Raw genomic sequence first — 24,278 nt, 5'->3', positions numbered from 1 at the left:
GCGGATCAGCCCCCGGACAGCTTCAGCTTGTCGTCGATCTGCTTGTCCACGGACTTCAGTCCCGCGTCCAGGTCGGGCACGGCGCCCTTCTCCCACCGGGCCAGGAAGGTGGACATGGCCTCCTGGTTGAAGACGCTGTTGACGTTGGCCGGCAGCGTCGAGGTCTTCGGGTGGGCGAAGATGTCGAGGAACGTCTTGAAGTTGGCGTCCTCGGCCAGCTTCGGCGACTCCATGGCCGCCTTGGTCGTGGGCACGTTGCGCAGCGCGTTCGACAGGGTCACCAGCGAGTCCGTGTCGGTCGTCAGGTGCTTGACCAGCTCCCAGGCGTGCTGGGGGTGCCTGGCGCCCTTCGGCACGCCGATCACGGTCCCGGCGGTGAAGCCGCTGCCGTACAGGTCGGGCTTGTCGTCGGCCACCGGCAACGGGGCCGTGCCGTAGTCCATGTCCTTCGCCTGGGGATCATTGGCGATCATGGCGTTGCGCCACTCGCCGTCGAGGATCATGGCGACCTTGCCCTTGAAGAAGGGATGCTCGGCGCTCCACTCGTCGCCGAGGCTCTTGCGGAACTTCTCCAGCTTGTCGTAGCCGTACCAGTCCACGAGCTCCTTCTGCCAGGTCAGCAGCTGCTTCCAGGCAGGGTCGGAGCCGATCGCCGAGGTGCCGTCGGGGTTGTACCACTTCGCGCCGACCATCGGGCCCATGTGGCTGGGGGAGTTCTCGTAGTACTGGAAGCTCGGGATGAACCCGGCCACCTTGATGTCGCCGTTCGCGTCGCGGACCGTGAGCTTCTTGGTCAGCGCGGTCAGCTCCGACAGCGTCCTGGGCGGCTGCTCGCCCTTCATCAGGGACTTGTTGTAGTAGAGGCCGTACGCGTCGGCGAGCAGCGGCATCGTGCAGCGCTTGCCCTCGAACGCGGTGTAGGTGCGCGACACCTCCGGCAGCACAGTCAGGTCGATGCCGTCCTGCTCGATGACCGGCGTGAGGTCCTGGAACGATCCCGACCGGCACCACTGGGCGACGTTGTCGGTGGTGAAGGAGGCCGCCACGTCGGGCGCCCTGCCGCCCCGGATGGCCTGGGTGATCTGGTCGTCCTGGACCCCCTTGGTGGCCTTCACCTTGATCTGGGGGAACTTCTTGTTGAAGCCCGCGATGGCGTCCTCGAAGGCCTTGACCTCGGCGTCGGTGGAGAAGCCGTGCCACAGTTCGAGGGTCGCGGCCGGCAGGGCCTGCGAGGCCGAGCCGGAGGGTTTGGGCTGCGCGCCGAGCGACGGCGCCGCCTCCTTGCCCGCGGTGCAGGCGGTCAGCGCCAGGGCCGTGAGGCCGGCTGCCGCGAGGGGGACGAAGCGCACGGGGGGTGCCTCCTGATCATGTGGGGACTACCGTGGAACGGAAGACCTCGTCACGGGCCGTGGCGAGGGCCAGGTCGAGCGCCCCGGCCAGCACGGGGTTGCCGTCGACGCTCGACAGCCGCACCTGGGGTCGGGGGATGGTCAGCGCGTGCAGCTCGTGCTCGATCAGCTCGCGCAGGGTCTCGCCGCCGGACAGCACGACGCCGCCGGTCAGCACGATGAGGCCGGGATCGACGACGGAGGTGATGGCGGCCAGGCCCACGGCCAGCCGGGCGGCGATGTCGCGCAGCCCCGCCCGCGCGTCGTCGGCCCGCTGGCCGCCGCCCTGGGCCAGGCGCACCGCGTTCGCGACGGCCTGGCGGAAGTCCGGGCCGCGCACGCCGTACGAGCGCAGCAGCTTCAGCACCGCCTGGCCGCCGGTGAGCGCCTGGTAGCCGTGGTTGGCGAGCCGTCCGGCCTCGCGGGCCGTCGGCGCGCCCGGGGTGGGCATGTAGCCGACCTCGCCCGCGCCGCCCGTGGCGCCGCGGTGCATCCGGCCGCCGAGCACGATGGCCGAGCCGATGCCCTCGTCGGCCCACAGCAGCACGAAGTCCGGGTGGTCGTGGGCGGCGCCGTGGGCCTGTTCGGCGAGCGCGACGAGGTTGACGTTGTTCTCGACCGCGACGGGCACGCCGAGCCCTCGTGACAGGGTGGGCACCAGGTCCGGGATGTGCCAGCCCGGCATGTCCTTGGCGGTGGCGTAGCCGAGCCGGCCGGTGGACGGGTCGATCGCCGCCTGCACGCCGATCACCACCTGCCGCAGCGGACCGGGCGGGCCGGCGCCGTCCAGCGCGGCGCGCAGCCGGTCGACCAGTTCGCCGGCCGGCCTGCGCGGAGTGGGAAGGGTGTGCTCGCCGACGATCGCCCCGGTGATGTCGGCGACGCGGGCCTCGATCCGGCCGGGCGTGACGTCGAGCGCGCCCGCGTACGCCGCGGCCGGGTTGATCCGGTAGAGCTCCGCCGTACGGCCCGGCAGGCCTTCCCTGATGCCGTCCAGCACCACCAGCCCCGCCTCCTGCAGGCGGGCCAGGAGCTGGGAGGCGGTCGGCTTGGACAGGCCGGTCAGGGCGCCGATCTCCGGACGGGTCAGCGGCCCCCGCTCCAGGAGCGCCTGCAGCGCCGCGCGGTCGTTGATCGCGCGGAGCAGGCTCGGAGTCCCCGGCACAGGACTGCTCACACGTCCTCCTTCGCTCGAAGTTAGGAAACTTTCCTAACTAGAGGTGAACGTAAGGAGTCCAGGGCCCTGAGGTCAAGAGGTGAAACCAAGCCGTGACTGCGGCCGGCGCGACGCGAGGCGTCGGAGAGGCGGAAGAATGGGAGTGCCTCGACGGGCGTGCTAATGTCGTCGTTTGTCGTAACAACAAGCAGAATGGCCCGGAGTGTCCCATTAACAACAATAATGGTCTGGCGGGAACTCGTCAAACAGAGCTCGCCAGGGAGCAAGACTACGTCACCCGCCTCTACGAGCGCCTCGACACGCTGCGCGAGCGCACGCAGCGCCGGCTCAAGGAGGTGCTGGCCGCGGGTGCGGTGGGAACGATGCAGAACCGCTCCGAACGCGACACCTTCGCCGAGATGTACGCCTCCCGCCTGGCCCGGCTGTGGGCGGTGGAGCGCGGCCTGGCGTTCGGCCGGCTCGACCACGTCGAGGAGGGGCGGCTCTACATCGGCAAGCTCGGGCTCACCGACGACGAGCAGGAGCGCCTCCTCATCGACTGGCGGGCCCCCGTGGCGCAGCCGTTCTACCGCGCCACCCCGGCGGCGCCCATGGGCGTCACCCGCCGCCGCCACCTGCAGACCAAGGGCCGCGCGGTGGTCGGCGTGGACGACGACCTGCTCGACCTCGACGCGCTGAGCGACGACGACCGCGCCACGCTCAACGGCGAGGCCGCCCTGCTGGCCGCGCTGGACGAGCGGCGCACCGGCCGCATGCGCGACATCGTCGCGACCATCCAGGCCGAGCAGGACCGGGTGATCCGCGCCGACCTCAACGGTGTCCTCGTCGTCCAGGGCGGCCCCGGCACCGGCAAGACCGTCGTCGCCCTGCACCGGGCCGCCTACCTCCTCTACACCCACCGCGAGCGGCTGGAGCGCCGCGGCGTGCTCATCCTCGGCCCCAACCCGACGTTCCTGCGCTACATCGAGCAGGTCCTGCCCTCGCTCGGCGAGACGGACGTGCTGCTGTCCACGGTCGGCGAGCTCTACCCCGGCCTGACCGCCACCGCCCGCGAGCGCCCCGAGGTGGCCGCGCTCAAGGGCGACGCGCGCATGGCCGAAGTGATCGCGCGGGCCGTCCGCGACCGCCAGCGCATGCCGCGCAAGCCCGTCGAGCTCGCCCTCGGGCGCTACACCCTCACCATCGACCGTCCCATGCTGGACGCCGCCCGGCACAAGGCCGGCCGCTCGCGCCGCCCGCACAACCAGGCCCGCACCGTGTTCGTCAGGTCGGTGCTCAACGCCCTGGCCCGCCAGGCCGCCAAGAAACTCGGCAGGGGCCTCATCGACGACGACGAGCTGGCCGACCTGCGCGAGGAGCTGCGCACCGAGCCCGTGGTCAAGGCGGCGCTCAACCGGCTCTGGCCATACCTCACCCCGCAGCGCCTGCTGCTCGGCCTGTACGGCTCGCCCGAACGGCTCGGCCACGCCGCCGCCGCGCTGACCCGCGAGGAGCGCGCGCTGCTCCGGCGCGACGCCGGCCGGGCCGCGGAGTGGACCGAGTCCGACGTGCCGCTCCTCGACGAGGCCGCCGAACTGCTCGGCGAGATCGACGAACAGGTGCTGCGCGCCACCGCGCTGCAGGCCGAGGAGGAGCTCGCGGCGGCCCGGCAGGCCGAGGAGCACGAGCGGGAGGCCGAGCTGGCCTACGCCCGCGAGGTGCTGGAGCTGACGGGCCTGTCCGACGTCATGGAAGCCGAACGGCTCGCCGAACGCCAGCGGGGCCAGGGCCCCTACCTCACCACCGCCGAGCGCGCCGCCGCCGACCGCACCTGGGCCTACGGCCACGTCATCGTGGACGAGGCGCAGGAGCTGTCGCCCATGGCCTGGCGGGCCGTCATGCGGCGGGTGCCCAACCGGTCGATGACGATCGTCGGAGACATCGCGCAGACCGGCTCGGCGGCGGGCGCCCGCTCCTGGGCCGAGGTGCTCGACCCGTACGTGGCGGGGCGCTGGCGGCAGGAGCGGCTCACCGTCAACTACCGCACGCCGGTCGAGCTCATGGAGGTGGCCGCCCGGGTGCTCGCCGCCATCGACCCGGCCCTGCGGGCGCCCGCGTCGGTCCGCGAGGGCGGGGTCCGCCCCTGGACCGCGCCGGCCGCCGCGCTGCCCGAGCTGGTCAAGGCCGAGGCCGGCGAGGGCGGCAAGGTCGCGGTCGTGGTGCCCGACGCGCTGCTCGGCCCGCTCGGCGATCGGGTCGCCGCGGCCGTGGACGGCGCCGTGGTGGTCGCCCCCGGCACCGGCCGGAGCGGGGGAGCGGCGGCGCTCGACGCGCCGGTCACGGTGATGGGGGTCGCCGACGCCAAGGGGCTGGAGTTCGACTCGGTGCTCGTGGCGGAGCCGGGCGGTATCGCCGCCCAGTCGCCGCGCGGGCTGAGCGATCTCTACGTGGCGCTGACCAGGGCCACCCAGCGACTCGGCATCCTGTACGACGAGCCGTTGCCCGGCCCGCTGGCGGAGGCGTTCGGCGACCTGCCGCGGCAGGGACATATGTCGACAAATGGGCTCTGACTCGCTTTGGCGAGGCAGGCCAAGCATGTCCTACCTGCGAAAACTTGATGTTTCTGCTGATCGGGACACGGTTGACATCTGAGGTGGAGTCGGTAGTTTGCTGCGCAGTCCAGCACGGGACTTGGCCGGTTGGCCGTCTCTGACATCGTCGGATCCTGCGTCCGTGACGGAGCGTGACTTCGTCCACACAGCCAGGTGCAGGGCCGTCGGTCCGTCGAGTCGGGGCACCCCAGCCGGGCGGGGGGTTGGACCCGGGACGGGCCCGGTAGCCCAGTAGACAACGGAATTCCGCGCTCGCCGCCGACGAGACGGGTCCGGTCCGAAGGGTTTCCGGGCCCTCTTCCCGCTCTCGTGCGCAGGATCGCCATCAGCGCGGGTGATCCCTCGGCCTCGTCGTCCGCGGGATCACCCAGCCGCTCCACCTCCGGCTCCACCAGCGATCCCCGCCCTCCGCCCGGCCCGCCGCCCCCGCGCGCGGCGGTCTCCCTTCCCACCCGTGGCACACCTGGGGCTCCTGTTGCGCGATCAGCCGCGCCACGGCGACCTCAGGGCCGCCCGGGAGCGGTACCGTTTCGACTAGCAGGTTCGCCGCCACGGGCGCGGCCTGCTGATGCGACATGAGGGTCGGACGAGGGCAGGCGGGCGCGTGCCCGGGGCAGGCGCGGCGAGGAGCGGGCGGAGTGGTGCAGGACAGCAGGGGCCTACGGCCGACGACGGGTGAGCCATCGTCCGGCGAGCCGCCGTCGCGCCCTGGCCCGTCCGGCGGCCGACCCACCGTCCCGCCCCGCCCCGTGGAGCAGGCGCCGGACGGCAGGACCGTAGACGACACGACCGCGGATGACAGGACCCAGGACGACAGGACTCCGGAGAGCGGGACCGCGGGTGGCGGGATCGCGGGTGGCGGGATCGCGGAGGGCGGGACTGCGGGCGGCGGGACTGCGGGCGGCGGGACTGCGGACGGCGGGACTGCGGACGGCGGGGTCGCGGGCGGCGGCGCGCGTGACGTTTCGGGCGGGCCGGGCGGCGTCCCGCCCGTCGTGGGGCGCGCGGGCAGCCCGCCCGAGTCCCGCAGGGCCACGCTGGCGAGGACGGTGGCGGCCATGGCGGGCGGGGCGCTGCTGTACCTCGCGTTCCCGCCGATCGACTGGTGGATCGGCGCGCCCCTCGGCATCGGCCTGGTCGTGGCGGCCCTTCACGGCACCCGGCCGCGCCGGGCCGCCTGGCTGGGCTACCTGGCCGCCGTCGTGTTCCTGCTGCCCGCTCTCGCCTGGGTGCGCCCCATCGGCGACGACGTCTGGGTGATGCTGGTCGGCGTCTCCGGTGTCTTCTACGCCGTGATGGCCGCGCTGGCCGCGCCGGTGTTCCGGCTGCGATGGTGGCCGCTGTGGTTCGCCGGGCTGTGGGTGGCCATGGAGTGGGCGCGCGGGCTCGTCCCGGTCGGCGGGTTCCCCTGGGCGCGGCTCGCCTTCAGCCAGGGCGAGTCGCTGTTCACGCGCTACGCCGCGCTGGGCGGCGCGCCGCTGGTGTCCTTCGCGGTCGTCCTGTGCGGCGGGTTGCTGGCGTACGCGGTCCTGGCTCGGCGCGGCTCGCCACCTTTGAGGGGCGGGCGGGCGCGCGGGGCGCGGCGGTGGGTGCCGGCCGGCGCCGTGGGTCTGGCGCTGGCCGTGCCGCTGGTGACGGCGGCCGTGCCGCGGCCCGGCGACGAGGGCCGCACCGTCAACGTCGGCATCGTCCAGGGAAACGTCCCTGGCCGGGGCATGTACGCGCTCGGCGACGAGCCGGCCGTGGTGCTGAAGAACCACGTCAACGAGACCAAGCGGCTCGCCCGCGCCGTGCGTGAGGGCCGGCTGCCCAGGCCCGACCTCGTCGTGCTGCCGGAGAACTCCACCGACATCGATCCCTACCGCGACCCGTACGCCCGGGAGATCATCGACGACTCCGTCAAGGACGTCGGCGTGCCGACCCTGGTCGGCGCGGTGGTGGCCATCGGCGACGAGCACCGCGCCACCCGCAGCCTCGTCTGGGACCCGGCCACCGGGCCCGGCGCCTACTACGACAAGCAGCATCTGGTGCCGTTCGGCGAGTACACCCCGTTCAAGGAGATCGTGCTGGCGTTGTGGGAGCGGGCCAACCTCGTCGGCAGGCAGTCCGTGGCCGGCACCCGGCCGGGCGACCTCCGGCTGGGCCCGGTGACGATCGGGGCCGTCAACTGTTACGAGGTCGCCTACGACGGCACGGTCCGCGGCACCGTCCGCACCGGCGCCACCCCGATCGTGGTGCAGACCAACAACGCCAGCTACGCCGAGACCAACCTGCCGCCGCAGCAGCTCGCCATGTCCAAGCTGCGGGCCGTGGAGCACAACAGGGCGGTCGTCACGGCCGCCACCACGGGGATCTCCGCCTATGTCACGCCGGACGGTAAGGTCTCCTGGCGGACCCGCGAGCTCGTCGCGGACATGACCGTGGTGAAGGTGCCCGTGCGCACGCAGGAGACGATCGCGACCCGGGTGGGCGCGCTGCCTGAGTGGGCGCTGGCGCTGATGGGAGTGGCGGCGGCCGGCGTCGCCATGTGGGGCGCCGGAAGGCGAGGAGACCGGATGGGGAGTGACTGACCGTGGAGGCTCTCGACCGTGTGCTCGTCATCGTCCCGACCTACAACGAGCGTGACAACCTGCCGCTGATCGTCGAGCGGCTGCGCGCCGCCGTCCCCGAGGCGCACGTGCTGGTGGCCGACGACGCCAGCCCCGACGGCACCGGTGCGGTCGCCGACGAGCTGGCCGCCGCCGACGACCACGTCCACGTGCTGCACCGGCCCGGCAAGCAGGGGTTGGGCGCCGCCTACCTCGCCGGTTTCCGGTGGGGCCTGGACAAGGGCTACGACGTGCTGGTGGAGATGGACGCCGACGGTTCCCACCAGCCCGAGCAGCTGCCCGAGCTGCTGCGGGCGGTGGCCGGCGGCGCCGACCTGGCGATCGGCTCGCGCTACGTGCCCGGCGGCAAGGTGGTCAACTGGCCGGCCTCCCGTCAGCTGCTGTCCCGGGGCGCCAACGTCTACACCCGCATCATGCTGGGCCTCGGGGTCCGTGACGCGACCGCCGGTTTCCGGGCCTACCGCGCGGAGACGCTGGACAAGCTCGACCTGTCCGACGTCGAGTCGGAGGGCTACTGCTTCCAGGTGGACCTCACGCTCCGCACGGCCCGGCAGGGGCTGCGGGTGGTGGAGGTGCCGATCACGTTCGTCGAACGGGCGGTCGGCACGAGCAAGATGAGCCGCCGGATCATGGTCGAGGCGTTCTGGCGGATCGCGGTGTGGGGTTTCGCCGGGCTGCCCGCCCGGCTGCGCGGCAGACGCCGCTGACCCGGAACGCTCCGGCCCCGCCGGGCGTTGTTCCAGACGTACGTGTGCGCTGCGCTGAGACGAGGACATGATGCGGCTGCTGCTCTTCCTGGCCTTCCTGGTCATCCCGGTCCTGGAGATCTGGCTGCTCATCCAGGTGGGCCAGGCCATCGGCGGCTGGACGACCGTGGCCGTGCTCGTCGCCGTCAGCATGCTCGGCGCCTGGCTGGTGCGCCGCGAGGGGCGGCGGGCCTGGCGGGCGCTGCAGGAGTCGCTGCAGTCGGGCCGGATGCCCGACCGTGAGCTGGCCGACGCCGCGATCATCCTCGTGGGCGGCACGCTGCTGCTGACGCCCGGCTTCCTCAGCGACGTCGTCGGCATGGCGTGCCTGCTGCCGGTCACCCGGCCGATGATGCGCCGCCTGGGCTCCTGGTTCTTCGAGCGCCGGGTCAGGCGGATGGCGGCCGCCTCGCCGTACGCGCATCTGTTCCCGACGCAGCCCGGCGCGCCCGGGCCGGGCCTGGGGGCGGACGGCGGGGCCGTGCACGGCAAGGTCGTGCACGGCGAGGTCATCCGCGACGACCGCGAGGCGTAGACGGCTGCCTGCAAGCGATTGCAGAAGGCTTGCGTGTTCTGAGGGTCGCGCAGCTCCCGCTGGGGAAGCGACCTGGACTCCTGCAACAAAACTGCACAGCGCTGCGCCTTGACGCGTACCGCAATCGGTTGCATAAAGAGGGTCAAGCCCGGCCGAGCTGACGCACAGCACCACATCCGGTAAGGAATCCGTTCACGAGCGGGTTCCGTGGTCACGGCTTGCCAGCGGAGGCTCCCCCGTGCGACTCAGGAAAGCGACCAGCACCCGATCACTGCTCGCCGCGTTGGCGGCGGCCATCGCCGCGACGTTACTCGGAGCGCTGGCGCTCGTACCCAGCGCGTCCGCCGCGACGCTGTTCGGCGACGACTTCGAGGACGGCGACACCACGGGCTGGTCACGGTCCGGGGGCAGCTGGTCGGTGGTCACCGACGGCTCCAGGGCCTACCGGCAGTCCGGCACCGGCGCCGACGCCCGAGCCCTCGCGGGCGCCGGCTGGACCGGCCAGTCCGTGCAGGCGCGGGTCAGGCCGATCGCCTTCAACGGCACCGGCCGGTACGCCGCCGTACTGGCCAGGGCGCAGAGCACCAGCGCCCACTACTTCCTCGGGGTGGGCGACGGCGGCGTCGTCCTCGGCAAGCGCTCCGGTGGCGGCCCGGTGACCCTGGCGACGGCGGCCGCGACGGTCACGCCGGGCACCTGGTACACCGTGCGGCTGGAGGCGTTCGGCACCTCGCTGCGCGGCTTCGTCGACGGCGTCGAGGTCGTCTCCGCGATGGACGCCACCTACTCCTCCGGCCGGGCGGGCCTGGCGGGCTACTACGCGAGCGCCTCGTTCGACGACGTGCTGGTGACCGACGTGGGCGGGCCGAGCGGGCCGCCGGTCACCCCCACGGTCACCCCCACCGTCACGCCTCCGCCGCCGGGTGACTGCCCCACCTCGGGGACGCCGTCCGGGTTCGCCTCGGTGAACGCCTGGGGCCAGAACGGGACGACCGGTGGCGCCGGCGGGCCCACGGTCGAGGTGGACACGGCGAACGAGCTCATCATGGCGATCGGCCAGAGCGGCCCGCTGAACGTCTGCGTCCGCGGGATGATCGCCGTTCCGGCGGGGATGCACAACGTCGCCTCCGACAAGACGATCGTCGGCGTCGGCTCCGGCTCCGGCATCACCGGCGGCGGGCTCAACATCGGCCTGCCCGTGGACGACGCCGTCACCTCACCGCCCGCGAACGCCGTGCACAACGTCATCATCCGCAACCTGGTGTTCCGCGGCGCCACCGACGACTCGATCAACGTGCAGATGTTCTCGCACCACGTGTGGATCGACCACAACGACCTGTGCTGCGGCTACGACGGGCTGCTCGACATCAAGCGCGGCTCCTCGTACGTCACCGTGTCCTGGAACCACGCGCACCAGCACACCAAGAACATGCTGCTCGGCCACTCCGACGGCAACGCCGCGCAGGACGTCGGCCGGCTGATGGTCACCTACCACCACAACTGGTTCGACCGGACGCCGCAGCGCAACCCGCGGGTCAGGTTCGGCGAGCCGGTGCACGTCTACAACAACTACTACGTCTACAATACCGACGCCGGGGTGGCCTGCCAGGCGAACGCCGGATGCCTGGTCGAGGGCAACTACTTCGAGCTGGTCGAGGAGCCGGTCACCAACAGCTACGCCGGCCCGTCCGGCAGGTGCGTCGCCCGCGACAACGTGTTCGTCGAGTCCGGCCGGCCCGACTGCGGCGGCAGCGTCCGCGAGGCCCGCGACTTCTACGCCTACACGCTGGACGACCCGAACTCCGTGAAGGCCGCCGTGACGGCGGGCGCGGGCGTCGGGAAGATCGGCGCCTGACGCCCGCGCCGGGCGCCCGGCCCTTCCGGATGTGCCCGGACCTTCGATCCGACCGCACGGCGAGCCGCGCACCCCTGCCCCCGTAGGTCTCCGCCGTCCCGCGTCACCCGCGGGCCGGTGCCGTACAGAAAGCAGAGCGATCATGCCCCCCGGAACCGCTCCCGGCCACACGCCGGCCCTCACCCCCGAGCCGCCGTCACGATGGCGCGCGGCGCGCACGTCCGTCATCGGTGGTGGCCCTGGTGACCGCCGCCGTCGTCACCGGCCCCGTCACGCAGCCCGTCCAGGCCGCGGCCGCCGAGCCGGTCAGCGGGTTCGCCACCGTCGAGCTGGTGCACGTCTACAACAACTACTACCGGGACAGCAGCTACGGCATCGCCTCCACCTACGAGGCGGGCGTGCCGGCCGAGGGCGACTACTTCCACAGCGTCAACAATCCCGGGCGGGTGGACTTCAGCGGCGACCTCGGCCGGCTGGTCGAGCGGAACAACATCCTCGTCGCGGGCAACCACCCGATCGAGACGCGGGGCAGCGTGAGCGAGCCGCGCACCTACTACCCCTACATCGCCGACTCGCCCGCCGACGTGCCGGCCGTCGTCCAGGTCGGCGCCGGCGTCGGCAAGATCGGTTACTGACCTCCTCGCGGCTGCCCCGCCTCCCGCCCGGTGGCCCATCGCCGCCGGGCGGGCACCCCCGAAGGCGACATTCGGCTGGTTCCCAGTACGATCCTGCGATCACCCGTATGGAGCTGGACGAAGCTGGCGAGGTCGTGTGTTCGGAATCATCCGCCCCTGCTCCGCGCATGCCTGCGCGACCCTGCGCGAGGCATGGCGGGCGCACCTGTGCGGCCTGTGCCTGACGTTGCGGGATGGGCAGGGCCAGTCCGCCCGGCTGGCCACCAACTACGACACGCTGATCGTCTCGGCGCTCGCCGAGGCCCAGCTGCCGTCCTCCTCCCCGCGCCGGACCGCCGGGCCGTGCGCGCTGCGCGGGTTCCGCTCCGCCGAGGTGGTGGACTCGGGCGGCAGCGGGGCGCGGCTCGCGGCGGCGGTCTCCCTCATGCTGGCGGCCGGTCGGCTGCGCGACCACGCGGCCGACGGCGACGGCGCGGCGGGCACGACGGTCAGCAGGATCGGCGCGGCGGGCACGACGGTCAGCACGGCGGGCCCGGTGAGCACACTGGTCGGCATGGTGGGGGGCGTGGCGGGAGGTGCCGCGGCGGCCCGCCGCCGGCTCGCGACCCGCTGGGAGGCGGCCGGGGCCAGGCTGGGCGCGTCCGTCGGCTTCGACACAACGACGCTGGCCTCGACCGTGGACCGCCAGCTCGCCCTGGAACACCGCGCCGTCACGGAATGGGGAGACCCCGGCACGAGGACAGGCGCGCCCGGCACCGGGCCGGCCGGGTCCGGCGGGGGAGCAGGAAGTGGCGCGGGAGCAGGAAGTGGCGCGGGAGCAGGAAGCGGCGTGGGGACCGGCAGCGGCGTGGGGACCGGCATGCCCAGCGCGGGGACGGCCAGACCCGGCGCGGGGGCAGGAGGGCCGGTGACGCTGCTTGAGCTGACCGCTCCCGCGGAGGAGGCGGTCGCGCAGGCGTTCGCCCATACGGCGGTGCTCGCCGGGCTGCCGGGCAACGTCGAGCCGCTGGCCGAGGCGGGCAGGTTCTTCGGCCGGATCGCGCACCTGCTCGACGCCGTGGAGGACCAGGCCGAGGACGCGGAGCGGGGCGCGTTCAACCCGCTGACTGTCACGGGCACGTCCCGCGAGGAGGCGCGGCGGCTGTGCGACGACGCCGCGCACGGGCTCGCGCTCGCCGTACGGGAGCTGCGGCTGGCGGAACGGCACCTGGTGGAGGTGCTGCTCGTCACGGAGGTGCGGCGGGCGGTGGAGCGGACGTTCGGCGCCGTGGCCTGCCGTCCCCCGGCCGGGGCCGCCCCGGCGTCCGGCACCGGGGTCGCCACCGGCTCGTATCGGCGGCCGGGGTGGATCCGCAGGACGGCGGCCGGTGCGGGCACCTTTCTCACCTGCGGTCTGTGGCGCCCGCGGTGGAGCCGCAAACGGGGCGGCTCCTGCGCATCCCGCTGTTACGTATGCAACCAGGACTGCTGGGAGTCCTGCGACTGCTGCGCCAACTGCTCGTGCTGCGCGTGCTCGTGCTGCGAATGAGGAGCCTGCCGGCGCGCCTGGCCGCGGCGGGCACGGGTGAGTGCCGGTGATGAGCGCAAAGGCGCCCCCCAGGGCGGGGGCGGGCACAAAGGTGCCCCCGGGCGGGTGCCCGGGGGCTCACACCGTGGAATCGGATCAGGCGCTCTTGCGACGCTGGGCGCGCAGGACGGCCAGCCTCTCGTTGAGCACCTCCTCCAGGTCCTCGATGGAACGCCGCTCCAGCAGCATGTCCCAGTGCGTCCGCGGCGGCTTGGTCTTCTTGGACTCCGGCTGCTCGCCATCGACCCGGACAGCGGTCGCCCCGCACATCCGGCACTCCCACGTCGCGGGAATCTCGGCCTCGGCGGCGAGCGGAACCTCGAAGTTGTGGCCCTTCGGACAGGTGTAGGGCACCTCCTGGCGCGGGGCCAGATCCGTGTTACGGTCGTTCTCGTAGCTGGTTGCCCCGAGCCGGGTGCCACGAAGTGCGCGCTCGCCCATGTCTAAATGCCTCCTACAGGGCCCCCATGCGTGGGGGGTCTGTCTCCCACGGTGTCTAACGCTTGGTACCGTGATGGGATTCCCACCTGCGGGGTGATCCAATCTCCTCGGCCCCCAGGAGTTGCCCTGTCGGGCGCGACAGCCCCACAGGAGACGGCCTTTCTCTCGTGTCTGGGGATGTCAGGAAATGTCCGTGGCGGCTCCGGCCGCAGGTCAGCGCGACCGAGCCGCGGCACGATGACGGTCGGCCGCTCCTGACCCGGGCCGGTCGGAGGACTCAGATCCGCTCGGGCACCTCGTTGCCCGCGGCGCGGATCGCCTTCGGCAGGTTGACCAGCGCCAGCAGCGCGAACCCCAGCACGAAGAAGATGATCATCGAGACGATGGCGATCCGGTAGCTGTTGGTGAGCTGCAACGCGATCGTCACCGTCAGCGAGCCGATGAACGCCGAGCCCTTGTCGCTGATCTGCAGCAGGCTGAAGTACTCGGCCTCGCGCCCCTTCGGGATCACCTGCGAGAACAGCGACCGGGACAGCGCCTGCGTGCCGCCCAGCACGATCGCGATGGCCAGCGCCATCAGGTAGAACTGCAGCGCCTGCCCCTCCTGGACGAACATCGCGACGATCACGATGGCCGTCCACACCACCAGGCTGCCCAGCACCGTGCGCTTGGTGCCGAGCCTGCGCGCCAGCGCCCCCAGCAGCAGCGCCCCGAAGAACGCCACGAACTGCACCATGAGGATCGCGCTGATCTGCACCGTCTTGTCGAGCTTGAGCGCCTCGGCGGCGAACGCCGCGCTGTTGCCGATGACCGTCTGGATGCCGTCGTTGTAGACCAGGTACGCCACGAGGAACAGCAGCGTCAGGGGGTAGCGGCGCAGCTCCCGGAGCGTCCGGCCGAGCTGGCGGAAGCTGCCGCCCACCGAGCGCAGCGCCGTCGTCTCGTGCGCCGGGACGGGCCGGTTGCGCAGCCGCAGCAGCGGCACGAGCGTGAAGATCGCCCACCACAGGCCGGCCGACATCATGCTGATGCGCACCGCCATGCCCTCGCCCACCCCGAGGCTCTCGTGCCGCAGGTAGAGCACCAGGTTCAGGGCCAGCAGCAGCCCGCCGCCCAGGTAGCCGATCGCCCAGCCGCGCGAGGAGACGGCGTCCCGCTCGTCGGGCGTGGAGATCTGCGGCAGGAACGAGTCGTAGACCACGATGGACGAGCCGTAGGCCACGTTGGCCACGACGAACAGCACCCCGCCCAGCAGGTAGCGGTCGCCCTCGACGAAGTACAGGCCCATGGTGGCGAGCGCGCCGACATAGGCGAACCCGCCGAGCATCTCCCGTTTGCGTCCGGTGTGGTCGGCCAGCGCGCCCACGATCGGCAGGAACACGATCTGCAGGAACACCGAGATCGTCACGACCAGGCCGAAGAACGCCGCCGGCCGCACGTCGAAGCCCAGCACGTCCACGTACCCCAGGCCGGGGGAGGCGGCGGTCAGCCGGTCGAAGTCGCTCGCGCACGTCGCGGCCGGCACGTCCGGGAAGTCCTGGGCGCAGGCCGCGGTGCGGGCGACCGGGATCAGGTACGGGCCGAGGAAGACCGAGATGACCGTGGTGTTGAAGGCGGAGTTGGCCCAGTCGTAGACGTACCAGCCGCGCTGCTCGCGCCGGCGGGCGGCCGGTGACTCGGCGGCGGGGTCGGAGGCCGCGGGGGGTGCGGATGCGGACATGGTGTCGGGTCGCTCCTCAGGCGTGGCCCGCGCGGATGCCGGGCCCCGGATCGGACGGTCGGACGGTCAGTCGGCCGGGCTGGGCCGTGGACCACCAAGAAGGTACAGGGCGACGGCAAGCCATGTCCCACGCCGCCGGGGCGCGTTTTCCGGGTGCGCGCCGGGCGGAGCCGATCGGGCCGCGGGGGCACGCATCACGCCGCCCTGCCCTGGGGGTGCCACAGGCCGCGTCGGTCGAGCACGTCGCGCAGGCCGGTGATGTCGTCGGTCATGATGCCGTCGACGCCGAGGTCGAGGAGCTGCTCCATGCGGTCGCGGTCGTTGATCGTCCATACGTGCACCTGCATGCCGATGGCGTGTGCCGTACGGACCAGGCGGCGGGTGGTGACCCGCAGCCCGCGGAAGCCCACCGGCACCTGCGCGCACGGCACGCCCGCGCGCGACAGGCGGGCCAGCAGACGGCCGTAGCCGGACGTGGTCGCGGCCGCCCGCAGCGCCGCGACGCCGCGCGGGCCGAGCGCCGAGCAGACCTCGTTGCCGAGGGCGGCCCTGGCCATCGCCAGCCGCTCGTCGGAGAAGGAGGTCAGGCAGATCCGGTCGTGCGCGCCGGTCCGCCGGACCGCCTCGGCGAGCGGGGCGATGGCGGCCGCCTCCTTGACGTCGATGTTGAACCGGATCTCCGGCCAGGAACCGAGCAGGTCCTCCAGCAGCGGGATCTCGTGCACGCCGCCGATGCGGGCCTGCCTGACCGCCCGGTAGGGCAGCTCGGAGATGCGCCCGCGCCGGTCGGTCACCCGGTCCAGCGTGTGGTCGTGGAAGGCCAGCAGGACGCCGTCGGCCGTGGCGTGGGCGTCGGTCTCCAGGTAGGTGTAGCCGAGCCGCACGGCCCGCTCGAACGCCTCGGCGGAGTTCTCGGCACCTTCGGCGGCTCCGCCGCGGTGCGCGAAGGCCAGCGGGCCGGGATGGTCGAGGAAGGGGAATCGGCGGGCGTACACGTCCTGAAGTATGCCTTCCGCGTGATCTGTGGATGAAGTCCGACAGTGAAGAAGTGGCTTACGAATCAGGCAGATTCTGCCACTCCTGGCGGCGCGCCTCGGCCAGCGCGATGGCGGCGGCCACGGCCACGTTGACCGAGCCGACCCGCCCGACCTGGGGGATGTAGCAGGCCCCGTCGACGGCGTCGAGCAGCGCCGGGGAGCAGCCGTGGTCCTCGCTGCCGACCACCAGGCACACGTCGCGGCCGAGGTCGGCCCGGTGCAGCGGCACGGCCTCGGCGGTCAGCTCGATGGCGAGGACGGTGTAGCCGTCGTCGCGGGCGGCCTTGACCGCCTCGGTGACCGGCGTCGGCTCGTGCCAGGTGACCAGCCGGTCGGTGCCCAGCGCCGTCTTGCCCGCCTTGGGGTTGGTCGGCGGGGTGGCGTTGCCGGCGAGCCAGATCTGGTCCACGCCGAACGCCGCGGCCGTGCGGAAGATCGAGCCCACGTTGAACGGGCCGGTCACCGACTCGAGGATCAGGGAGAGCCTGTTGCCGGTCTGCCGCCGCCAGGTGCGGTTGAGCCGCTTGACGTCGGTGGGTCGTAGTTGCCTTCTCAACGTTCCACTTTCAGGATGCGGTAGGCGGCCCGGGAGGCCTCACGGGAGGCCTGCCAGCCCTGCTCGCCGAGCCAGCGCTGCAGGGAGTCGGAGCCGAGGTGTTTCTGGACGACCAGGTAGGCGACGCCGCCGGGCGCCAGCCGCGACAGCCACCTGGTGAGCATGTCGTGCAGGGCCTGCTTGCCGATCCGGATGGCCGGGTTGGACCAGATCGCCCGGAAGGTCACCCCGTCCGGCAGCTCGTCGGCGTGCACCGGCCTGACGCGGTCGAGGCCCGCGGCCCGGGCGTTGCGCTCCGTCAGCTCGACGGCGCGCCGGTTGACGTCCACGGCCCACACGGTCGCCCGGGGGGCGCGCGAGGCCATGGTCAGCGCGATCGGGCCGTAGCCGCAGCCGAGGTCGAGCAGGTCGCCCTCGCCCGGCGGCGGCGGGACCGTCTCCAGCAGGATCCGGGTGCCGAGGTCGACCCGCTCGGGCGAGAAGACGCCGCTGTCGGTCTCCAGCCGCAGGTGCAGGTCCGGCAGCACCAGGTCGACGCTGCCGGGCCTGCTCGCCGTGCCCGGCCGTTCGGAGAAGTAGTGCGCCACAGGCCTAGACGTTACGGGATCCGGGTGCCGAGCAGGACGGCGGCGCCCGCCATCAGCGTCCCCACGACGATCGCCGCCACCAGGAACCACTGCGTGATCTCCTGGTCCACCAGCTTGTAGCCGAGCGAGGTGCCGATCTGCTCGTAGACGTCGCGCAGCTCGCTGCCCGACTCTGCCGCGTAGGCCCGGCCGCTGGTGCCCTCGGACAGCGTCTGCAGGGTCTGCTTGTTGACCGGGACGTTCACCGGCCGGCCGTCGATCTCGACGGTGCCCTCCTGCGTGCCGTACGCGATCGTGGAGACCGGCACCCGCGCCTGCTTGGCCGACTCGATGGCCTCGGCGACCGAGCGGCCGGAGGTGTTGTCGCCGTCGGACAGCAGCACGATCGCGGCGGGCGGCGGGTCGGTGGCGGCCTCCTGGTCGAACGAGCGCACCGAGTCGAGGGCGTTGAACACCGCCTCGCCGATCGCCGTGCCGGGCCGGGTCGACAGGTTGCCGATCGAAGTCACCACGGCCTGGTGGTCGGTGGTGGGGGAGATGACGACGTTCGCCGAGCGGGCGAAGGACACCACGCCCACGTTGAACCGGTCGGGCAGCTCCTTGACGAACGCCTGCGCGGCGGCCTTGGCGGCGGTGATCCGGTCGGGCTGCACGTCGTCGGCCTCCATCGACAGCGACACGTCCAGCGCGATCATGATCGTCGCCCGGTCGCGCGGCACCCGCACCTGGTCGGCGGGCTTGGCCGCGCCGATCACCAGCAGCGACATCATCACCAGGAACAGCAGCGGGGCCACATGCCGCCGCCAGCCGGGCCCGGCCGGCGCCACCAGGTTCAGCAGCGCCAGGTTCGTGAAGCGCACGGTGTAGCGGCGCCGGGCGAGCTGCGCGACGACGTACCCGGCGACCAGCAGCACGAGCAGCGCGAACAGCCACAGCCATCCGGGGGACAGGAACGTCATCTCGCCGCCCTCCGCTGCACGAGATGACCCGTGCGCCGCTGGCGGAGCACGAACTGCGCGATGTCGAACACCCAGTCGCGGTCGGTGCGCAGCACCAGGTGCGCGACGCCCGCGCGGCGCAGCGCCGCCCGGGTGCCGTCACGCTGGAGCGCGGCGGCCTCGGCGTAGGCGCGGCGGATTCTGGGCGAAAGGTGCACGTCGCGTACGTTCCCGGTCTCGGGGTCGGCGAACGCGACCCGGCCCACGTCGGGCAGCTCGAGCTCGCGGGGGTCGATCACCTCGACCGCGAGCACCTGGTGGCGGGCCGCCAGACGGCGGATCGGCCGCTCCCACGGCCGCTCGGCGTCGGGGTCGAGCACCGGCCGGGCGTCGAGGAAGTCGGACACCACCACCCGCATGCCGCGCCGCCTGCGGGCGGCCGCCAGCACGTCGATCCCCTCCGCCAGGTCGGGCGGATCGGCCACGACCCGGCCGCGCGGGGCGTCCATCAGCGAGTGGAGCAGCCCGTACAGGGCGGGGCGGCCGGAACGCGCGGGCATGCGGTGCACGTGCTCGTCGTGGATCACCATCGCGCCGAACCGGTCGCCCAGCCGGCTCGACAGGAACCCGATGGCGCCGATCGCGGACACGACCAGGTCACGCTTGTCGGTGTCGGCGGTGCCGAAGTCCATGCTGGGCGACAGGTCCGCCAGCGCCCAGGTCTCCAGCTCCCGGTCGGCGATCAGGTCACGCACGTGCGGCACCGTGGTGCGCGCGGTGACCGCCCAGTCCATGCGGCGCACGTCGTCCTCGCCCGGCACGTAGACGCGGCTGTCGCCGGCCTCGCTGCCGGGTCCGGGCAGCAGCCCCTGGTGAGCGCCGTGCAGCAGGCCGTCGAGCTTGCGCAGCACCTTCAGCTCCAGACGGCGCAGGGCCTGCTCGGCCGTCGTCGTCCGCTGGGTCGGGGGTGGCGCCGGTGGTGTCGGTGGGGGGGTCGGCGGGGTCGTCACCGCTGCTGGTTCCAGACGACGAGGGGCGGCGGCACCGCGTGCAGGATCTGCCGGACGACCTGCTCGGGGTCGACACCGTCGGCCAGGGCGTCGAAGGTGAGCATCAGCCGGTGCGCCATCACGTCCACGGCCACGTCGCGGATGTCGTCGGGCAGCAGGTAGTCGCGGCCGCGCAGCAGCGCCAGGGCGCGCCCGGCGGACACCAGGCCCAGCGTGGCGCGCGGGCTCACGCCGATCTCGATCGTGTCGCCCAGCTCACCCAGGCCGTACTCGGCGGGCGCGCGGGTGGACATGACGAGCCGGACGACGTAGTCGGCGACCAGCTGGTGGACCGAGACCTGCTCGGCGGCCTCCTGGAGGGCCTGCAGCCGCTCGGGGTCGAGCACCCGCTCGGGCGTCGGCGGCTTGACGCTCATCCGGTGCAGGATCTCCAGCTCCTCGTGGGCCGAGGGGTGCGGCACCCGGACCCGGAACAGGAACCGGTCGCGCTGCACCTCCGGCAGCGGGTAGACCCCCTCGGACTCGATCGGGTTCTGGGTGGCCAGCACGATGAACGGCCTGGGCAGCGGGTGGGTGACGCCGGCCAGCGTGACCTGGCGCTCGGCCATGACCTCCAGCAGCGCCGACTGCACCTTCGCCGGGGCGCGGTTGATCTCGTCGGCGAGCAGGAAGTTGACGAAGACCGGGCCCAGCTCGACGTCGAACTTCTCGTTGGACGGGTGGAACACGCGGGTGCCGACGATGTCGCTGGGCACCAGGTCGGGGGTGAACTGGATCCGGGCGAACGAACCGCCCACCACGGTGGCGAGGGTGGAGGCGGCGAGGGTCTTGGCGACGCCCGGAACCCCTTCGAGCAGGCAGTGCCCGCGTGCCAGCAAGGCGACGATCAGCCTCTCGACCATGTGTTCCTGCCCGACGATGACCCTGCGGACCTCGTCCAGGGCCTGACGCAGCACAGCCGCGTCGGTCCCGCCCGGCAACTCTTCGGCGACGCTCATGCAGCCCATTCCACCAAACGCGCCGCGAACGTGCACCACGCCACGTCTGTGCTTTCATGGCAAACGTGGCAAGTCCGCTGCAGTATGGCGATCCTCCCCGGCTGGGGCCGTTCATGGTCCAGGCACGCCTGCACGTGGCGCCGGCCGGGTTCGTGTACCTGGGACAGGCGGCCGACGGGCGCGCGGTGTCCCTGGCGGTGCTGACGCGCGGCGCGGCGCTCGACGCGGCGGCGCGCGAGCGGTTCGTCACCGCCATCAGGGAGTCGGAGACGCGGAGCGGCGTGCGCGGCTGGCTCGGCCGGGCCGTGCGGGCGCGCGCCGCCGTGCTGGAGGACGCGCCCGAGGTGCTCGCGATGGACACCGGCCGGGCCCCGTGGGTGGCCGTGCCGTACGCGCCGGGCCGGCCGGGAGCCGAACGGTTCCTGGAGCCCGTCATGGTCGGCGGCACGTTCATCGGGCCGGCGCACGGCCCGGACTTCGTCCCCTACTGGCTGACCGACCGGACACCCGCGCTGCCCGGCCCGCCGCCCGGCCGCAGGCCGCTGACCGAGACGCGCAAGAGGGTGCTGACCGCCCTGCTCGTGCTGGTCGGGCTGGTGCTGCTGCTCACCGTCATGGCGCTGCTCATGCTGCTCGGCCGGGCCGACACCGAGCAGGTGCCCCGGCCGCTGCCGCCCACCAGCTTCGAGCCGAGCCCGCCGCCGACGCCCGTCTCACCCGACCCGCGCCAGCCCTCCCCGAGCCCGTCCCCGTCGCCCTCGACGTCGGGGCCCGGCACTCCCGGCCCGTCGCAGGGCGAGGACCCGCTGGACGAGGGGCCGCTCTGACACCCGGCCCGTCGCAGGGCGAGGACCCGTCGGAGGGGCCGCTCCGACGTCCGGGGCTTTCCGGCTTGAGCCTCACGTGGGGGGAGGCTTTAGCGTCCGCGGCATGACGTTCATCGTGCACGACACGCTCACCGCCATGGCCGCCCTGCTGGAGCGGCCGCTGAAGGACCGCCCCGACGCGCTGCGCGAGTTGCTCGCCCCCATGCGCTCCGCCGTCCCGATGCCGGGCGACATCGTCGACATCCATCACCTGGGGTCAGGCTTCCGGGTGGACGCCGACGACGACCGCTATCTCGCCGCGGTCCGCCGCATGATCGACGCCGACGTGCTCGGCCAGGTCGAGCGGGAGCTGGCCCGCGCCGCCGAACGGCTCGACGCCCGTCAGGGCGACCCCCTCCAGGTCATGCTCATGCTCGGCGACCCCGACGACGACTACCTGATGCGCGTCGCGGGCGGCTACTACGGCATGGGCGGCTCGCCCGGGTGGCTCTACCTGCTGGCCTGGCCCACCGACGACACCATCGGCAGGATCGCGCACTGCGCGGTGCACGAGTTCCACCACAACGTGCGCTACCGGAGCGTCCCGTGGGACCCGGCGACCGTGACCGTCGCCGAGCACGTGGTCGCCGAGGGGCTGGCCGAGGCGTTCGTCCGCGAGCTGTCGGGGCCCGAGGCCATGGGGCCGTGGTCGTCGATGGTCACCGGGGAGGCGTTCGACGCCGCGTACGCCAGGATCATGGCCGACGCCGAGCTGCCCGGGATGGCCAACACGCCCGCGTACGTGCTGGGTGACACCGCCATGACCCGGTTCGGCGCCGAACCGCGCGGCATCCCCGACATGGCGGGATACGCCGTGGGGCTGAGGCTGGTGGACGCCCACCTGGCGGCCACCGGCATGACGGCCACCGAGTCCTCCCTGCTGCCCGCCGCGCGCGTCCTGGAGGCGTCACGGGGCGGATCAGCGGCGTGAGCCGTCTCAGCGGGGTGAGCCGTTTCAGCGGGGTGAGCCGTCTCAGCGGGGTGAGACGAACCCCGACTCGTAGGCCGCGATGACGGCCTGGGTGCGGTCGCGGACGCCAAGCTTGGCCAGCACGTTGCCGACGTGGGTCTTGACCGTCTCCTGGCCGAGCGTCAGCTCCGCGGCGATCTCGCCGTTGTTCAGGCCTCTGGCCATCAGGCGCAGCACGTCGCCCTCCCGGCCGGTCAGCCGGTCGACGCCCGGCACCCGCACGGTGGGGCGGCGGCCGGCCAGCGTCCGGATCGCCGCCGGGAACAGCAGCGTCTCCCCGGCGGCCACCAGCTTGACCGCGCGGACGAGCTCGTCGGGCCGGGTCCGCTTGAGCAGGAAGCCGTCGGCGCCCGCGCGCAGCGCGTCGTAGACGTGGTCGTCGTTCTCGAACGTCGTCACCACCAGCACCTTCGGCGGCTCGTCCATCGCCACCAGCCGCCGGGTCGCCTGGATGCCGTCGAGCGCGGGCATGCGCACGTCCATCAGCACGATGTCGGGCCGTTCCCGGCGCACCACGGGCACCACCTCCGCCCCGTCGGCCGCCTCGCCGACGACGGTCAGGCCGGGCTCCGACTCGAGGATGACGCGCAGGCCGGTACGTACGAGGTCCTCGTCGTCGGCGATCACGATCCTGACTGTCATGCGCCCGACCGTAGCGGCAGCCGCGCGGAGACGCGCCACCAGCCCTCAGCGGCCTCGCCGCCCTCGCCGTCCCCGGTGGCGTCCGCGGGTGGGGGGAGGGGGCCGGCCTCCAGTTCGCCGTGCAGGAGCCGGACCCGCTCGCGCATGCCGGTCAGTCCCCTGCCCCCCGGCCGGGCGGTCCGCGTGCCGATCGGGTTGCGCACCTCCAGCCGCAGCTCGCCGTCGTGGACGCCGACGGTCAGCCGGACCGGCCCCCGCCCGTACCTGATCGCGTTGGTCAGCGCCTCCTGGGCGATCCGGTACGCCTCCCGCGAGACCACCGCCGGGACGCCGGACAGGTCGCCCACCTCGTGCCGCACCCGCGCCCCGGAGGCGGCCACCAGCCTGTCGAGGTCGGCCAACGTGGTCTGCGGCGCGCGCGTGCCGGAAGGCGCGTCCTCCTCCTGCCCTGAGGACGCGGCTCGCTCCCGCCCGGAAGGCTCCCCCCTCTCCCGTCCGGGTGGCGTCTCCAGCCCAGGGGACGCCTGCTGCCCAGGGGACGCCTCCTGCCCGGGCGGCGTCTCGCCGCGGCGCAGGAGGCCGAGGACGTGGTCGAGGTCGTCGAGTGCCGAGCGGGCCGACTGCTCGATCGCGGCCAGCGCCGTGCGCGCCGTCGCCGGATCGTGGTCGAGCACCCGGCCGGCGGCGGCCGCCTGCAGGGTGACGACGCTCAGCGCGTGGCCGACCGAGTCGTGCAGCTCCCGCGCCAGTCGGTTGCGTTCGGCCAGGGTGCGGGCGTGCTCCTCGGCCGCCGCCAGCCGCTCGCCCGGGGTCGGGCCGAGCAGGACGGGCGCCAGCCGGGCCAGCAGCGCGCCCGAGCCCGCCGCCATGGCGACCAGTGACGCCAGCACGACCACCCCCAGCAGCGCCCACGCCGCCTCCGGCCAGCCCGTCGCCACCCGCAGCCCGAACACGTCGGTCGGCCCCGCGACGAACGGCTGCGCCATCGTGAACACCGCGAACGGGACCGCCGCCAGCGTGCACCCGCTGACCACGCCGCCGACCGACAGGTGCAGCGTGAACCAGGCCGCCGTGCGCCGGCGCTCCTGCCACGACCGGTACGCCTGCCGCGGCGGCGTCACCACCCGTGCCCCGAGCAGCCCCTGCGCCGCGTTCACCTCCAGCCCGCGCACCGGCAGGAACAGGCCGGTGAGCGCGACGACCGGCAGCACCGCCACGAACACCCCCAGCTCGGCCGGCATCATCAGCGTGGCCGCCCCCTGCCCGGTCAGGCCGGAGACCAGCACGCCGACCATCATGTACGGCATCAACAGCGCCCCGCCCAGGATGAGGCAGGCCCAGCGGCGGGCGAGGTTCACTCTCACACCGGGGATTATATGTCGATGTGAATTCGCTACGGGAGTAATGCGC

At 73.1% G+C, this 24,278-nt stretch carries 21 protein-coding genes; 9 read left to right on the top strand and 12 right to left on the bottom strand.

The features are described 5' to 3' along the window. Window positions 1-5: 5 nt before the first annotated feature. Window positions 6-1,349: an extracellular solute-binding protein gene (locus CXR44_RS15680; RefSeq protein ID WP_101786776.1), complete on the bottom strand. Its 1,344-nt coding sequence runs from the start codon at window positions 1,347-1,349 to the stop codon at window positions 6-8. A 16-nt stretch (window positions 1,350-1,365) separates the two neighbouring features. Then, window positions 1,366-2,565 (bottom strand): ROK family transcriptional regulator, encoded by a 1,200-nt coding sequence (locus CXR44_RS15675; protein WP_101786775.1) that lies wholly within the window; start codon window positions 2,563-2,565, stop codon window positions 1,366-1,368. A gap of 362 nt (window positions 2,566-2,927) precedes the next feature. Between CXR44_RS15675 and CXR44_RS15670 the strand changes: the two genes are divergently transcribed. The 7 genes from CXR44_RS15670 (at window position 2,928) to CXR44_RS40920 (ending at window position 13,064) form a co-directional block, all read left to right on the top strand. Continuing rightward, complete coding sequence (locus tag CXR44_RS15670; RefSeq protein WP_245899214.1) at window positions 2,928-5,114, top strand: HelD family protein; 2,187 nt, start codon at window positions 2,928-2,930, stop codon at window positions 5,112-5,114. A gap of 791 nt (window positions 5,115-5,905) precedes the next feature. Further along, complete coding sequence (lnt, locus tag CXR44_RS15665) at window positions 5,906-7,726, top strand: apolipoprotein N-acyltransferase (protein WP_245899187.1); 1,821 nt, start codon at window positions 5,906-5,908, stop codon at window positions 7,724-7,726. A 2-nt stretch (window positions 7,727-7,728) separates the two neighbouring features. After that, window positions 7,729-8,472, top strand: coding sequence for a polyprenol monophosphomannose synthase (locus CXR44_RS15660; protein ID WP_101786772.1), 744 nt, complete (start codon window positions 7,729-7,731; stop codon window positions 8,470-8,472). Window positions 8,473-8,539: 67 nt separating this feature from the next. Continuing rightward, window positions 8,540-9,046: an FxsA family protein gene (locus CXR44_RS15655; protein ID WP_245899186.1), complete on the top strand. Its 507-nt coding sequence runs from the start codon at window positions 8,540-8,542 to the stop codon at window positions 9,044-9,046. A 238-nt stretch (window positions 9,047-9,284) separates the two neighbouring features. Continuing rightward, window positions 9,285-10,901: a pectate lyase family protein gene (locus tag CXR44_RS15650; protein WP_219601820.1), complete on the top strand. Its 1,617-nt coding sequence runs from the start codon at window positions 9,285-9,287 to the stop codon at window positions 10,899-10,901. Between the two features lie 242 nt (window positions 10,902-11,143). Continuing rightward, window positions 11,144-11,536 carry a hypothetical protein gene (locus tag CXR44_RS15645; protein ID WP_144069977.1) on the top strand — a complete coding sequence of 131 codons (393 nt, stop codon included), beginning with the start codon at window positions 11,144-11,146 and terminating at the stop codon, window positions 11,534-11,536. Between the two features lie 136 nt (window positions 11,537-11,672). Then, complete coding sequence (locus CXR44_RS40920) at window positions 11,673-13,064, top strand: DUF5685 family protein (RefSeq protein WP_101786770.1); 1,392 nt, start codon at window positions 11,673-11,675, stop codon at window positions 13,062-13,064. 135 nt (window positions 13,065-13,199) lie between these two features. On the opposite strand, the gene CXR44_RS15635 is transcribed toward CXR44_RS40920, so the two are convergent. The 8 genes from CXR44_RS15635 to CXR44_RS15600 all read right to left on the bottom strand — a co-directional run bounded on the left by CXR44_RS15635 (window position 13,200) and on the right by CXR44_RS15600 (window position 20,390). Next, window positions 13,200-13,544, bottom strand: coding sequence for an RNA polymerase-binding protein RbpA (locus CXR44_RS15635; RefSeq protein WP_101786769.1), 345 nt, complete (start codon window positions 13,542-13,544; stop codon window positions 13,200-13,202). 277 nt (window positions 13,545-13,821) lie between these two features. Then, on the bottom strand, window positions 13,822-15,264 hold the full coding sequence (locus CXR44_RS15630) for an MFS transporter (RefSeq protein WP_101786768.1): 1,443 nt from the start codon (window positions 15,262-15,264) through the stop codon (window positions 13,822-13,824). Between the two features lie 194 nt (window positions 15,265-15,458). Continuing rightward, complete coding sequence (locus CXR44_RS15625; protein WP_101786767.1) at window positions 15,459-16,259, bottom strand: glycerophosphodiester phosphodiesterase family protein; 801 nt, start codon at window positions 16,257-16,259, stop codon at window positions 15,459-15,461. A gap of 58 nt (window positions 16,260-16,317) precedes the next feature. Beyond that, window positions 16,318-16,857 (bottom strand): TrmH family RNA methyltransferase, encoded by a 540-nt coding sequence (locus CXR44_RS15620; protein ID WP_101786766.1) that lies wholly within the window; start codon window positions 16,855-16,857, stop codon window positions 16,318-16,320. Then, a complete protein-coding gene (locus tag CXR44_RS15615; protein WP_101786765.1) occupies window positions 16,854-17,444 on the bottom strand; it encodes a class I SAM-dependent methyltransferase in 591 nt (196 codons plus the stop codon). The genes CXR44_RS15620 and CXR44_RS15615 overlap by 4 nt, the downstream gene beginning before the upstream one ends. 11 nt (window positions 17,445-17,455) lie before the next feature. Next, window positions 17,456-18,403, bottom strand: coding sequence for a VWA domain-containing protein (locus CXR44_RS15610; RefSeq protein WP_101786764.1), 948 nt, complete (start codon window positions 18,401-18,403; stop codon window positions 17,456-17,458). Beyond that, complete coding sequence (locus tag CXR44_RS15605; RefSeq protein WP_101786763.1) at window positions 18,400-19,392, bottom strand: DUF58 domain-containing protein; 993 nt, start codon at window positions 19,390-19,392, stop codon at window positions 18,400-18,402. The genes CXR44_RS15610 and CXR44_RS15605 overlap by 4 nt, the downstream gene beginning before the upstream one ends. Further along, complete coding sequence (locus CXR44_RS15600; protein ID WP_101786762.1) at window positions 19,389-20,390, bottom strand: AAA family ATPase; 1,002 nt, start codon at window positions 20,388-20,390, stop codon at window positions 19,389-19,391. Before CXR44_RS15600 ends, CXR44_RS15605 begins: the two co-directional genes overlap by 4 nt. Before the next feature lie 56 nt (window positions 20,391-20,446). Between CXR44_RS15600 and CXR44_RS15595 the strand changes: the two genes are divergently transcribed. Further along, on the top strand, window positions 20,447-21,217 hold the full coding sequence (locus CXR44_RS15595) for a hypothetical protein (RefSeq protein ID WP_245899185.1): 771 nt from the start codon (window positions 20,447-20,449) through the stop codon (window positions 21,215-21,217). A 103-nt stretch (window positions 21,218-21,320) separates the two neighbouring features. After that, window positions 21,321-22,187 carry a DUF2268 domain-containing putative Zn-dependent protease gene (locus CXR44_RS15590; RefSeq protein WP_101786760.1) on the top strand — a complete coding sequence of 289 codons (867 nt, stop codon included), beginning with the start codon at window positions 21,321-21,323 and terminating at the stop codon, window positions 22,185-22,187. Window positions 22,188-22,229: 42 nt separating this feature from the next. Here the strand turns inward: CXR44_RS15590 and CXR44_RS15585 are convergent, their stop codons facing one another. Together CXR44_RS15585 and CXR44_RS15580 are read right to left on the bottom strand one after the other, a co-directional pair. Further along, on the bottom strand, window positions 22,230-22,868 hold the full coding sequence (locus CXR44_RS15585) for a response regulator (protein WP_101786973.1): 639 nt from the start codon (window positions 22,866-22,868) through the stop codon (window positions 22,230-22,232). Then, window positions 22,865-24,232: a sensor histidine kinase gene (locus tag CXR44_RS15580; protein ID WP_245899184.1), complete on the bottom strand. Its 1,368-nt coding sequence runs from the start codon at window positions 24,230-24,232 to the stop codon at window positions 22,865-22,867. Before CXR44_RS15580 ends, CXR44_RS15585 begins: the two co-directional genes overlap by 4 nt. Window positions 24,233-24,278 lie beyond the last annotated feature (46 nt).

Origin of the sequence: Nonomuraea indica, assembly GCF_002850745.1 — a bacterium.
GTDB lineage: Bacteria > Actinomycetota > Actinomycetes > Streptosporangiales > Streptosporangiaceae > Nonomuraea > Nonomuraea indica.
The sequence above is the reverse complement of the archived record's forward strand: the minus strand, read 5'-3'. Positions and strand labels throughout refer to the sequence as shown.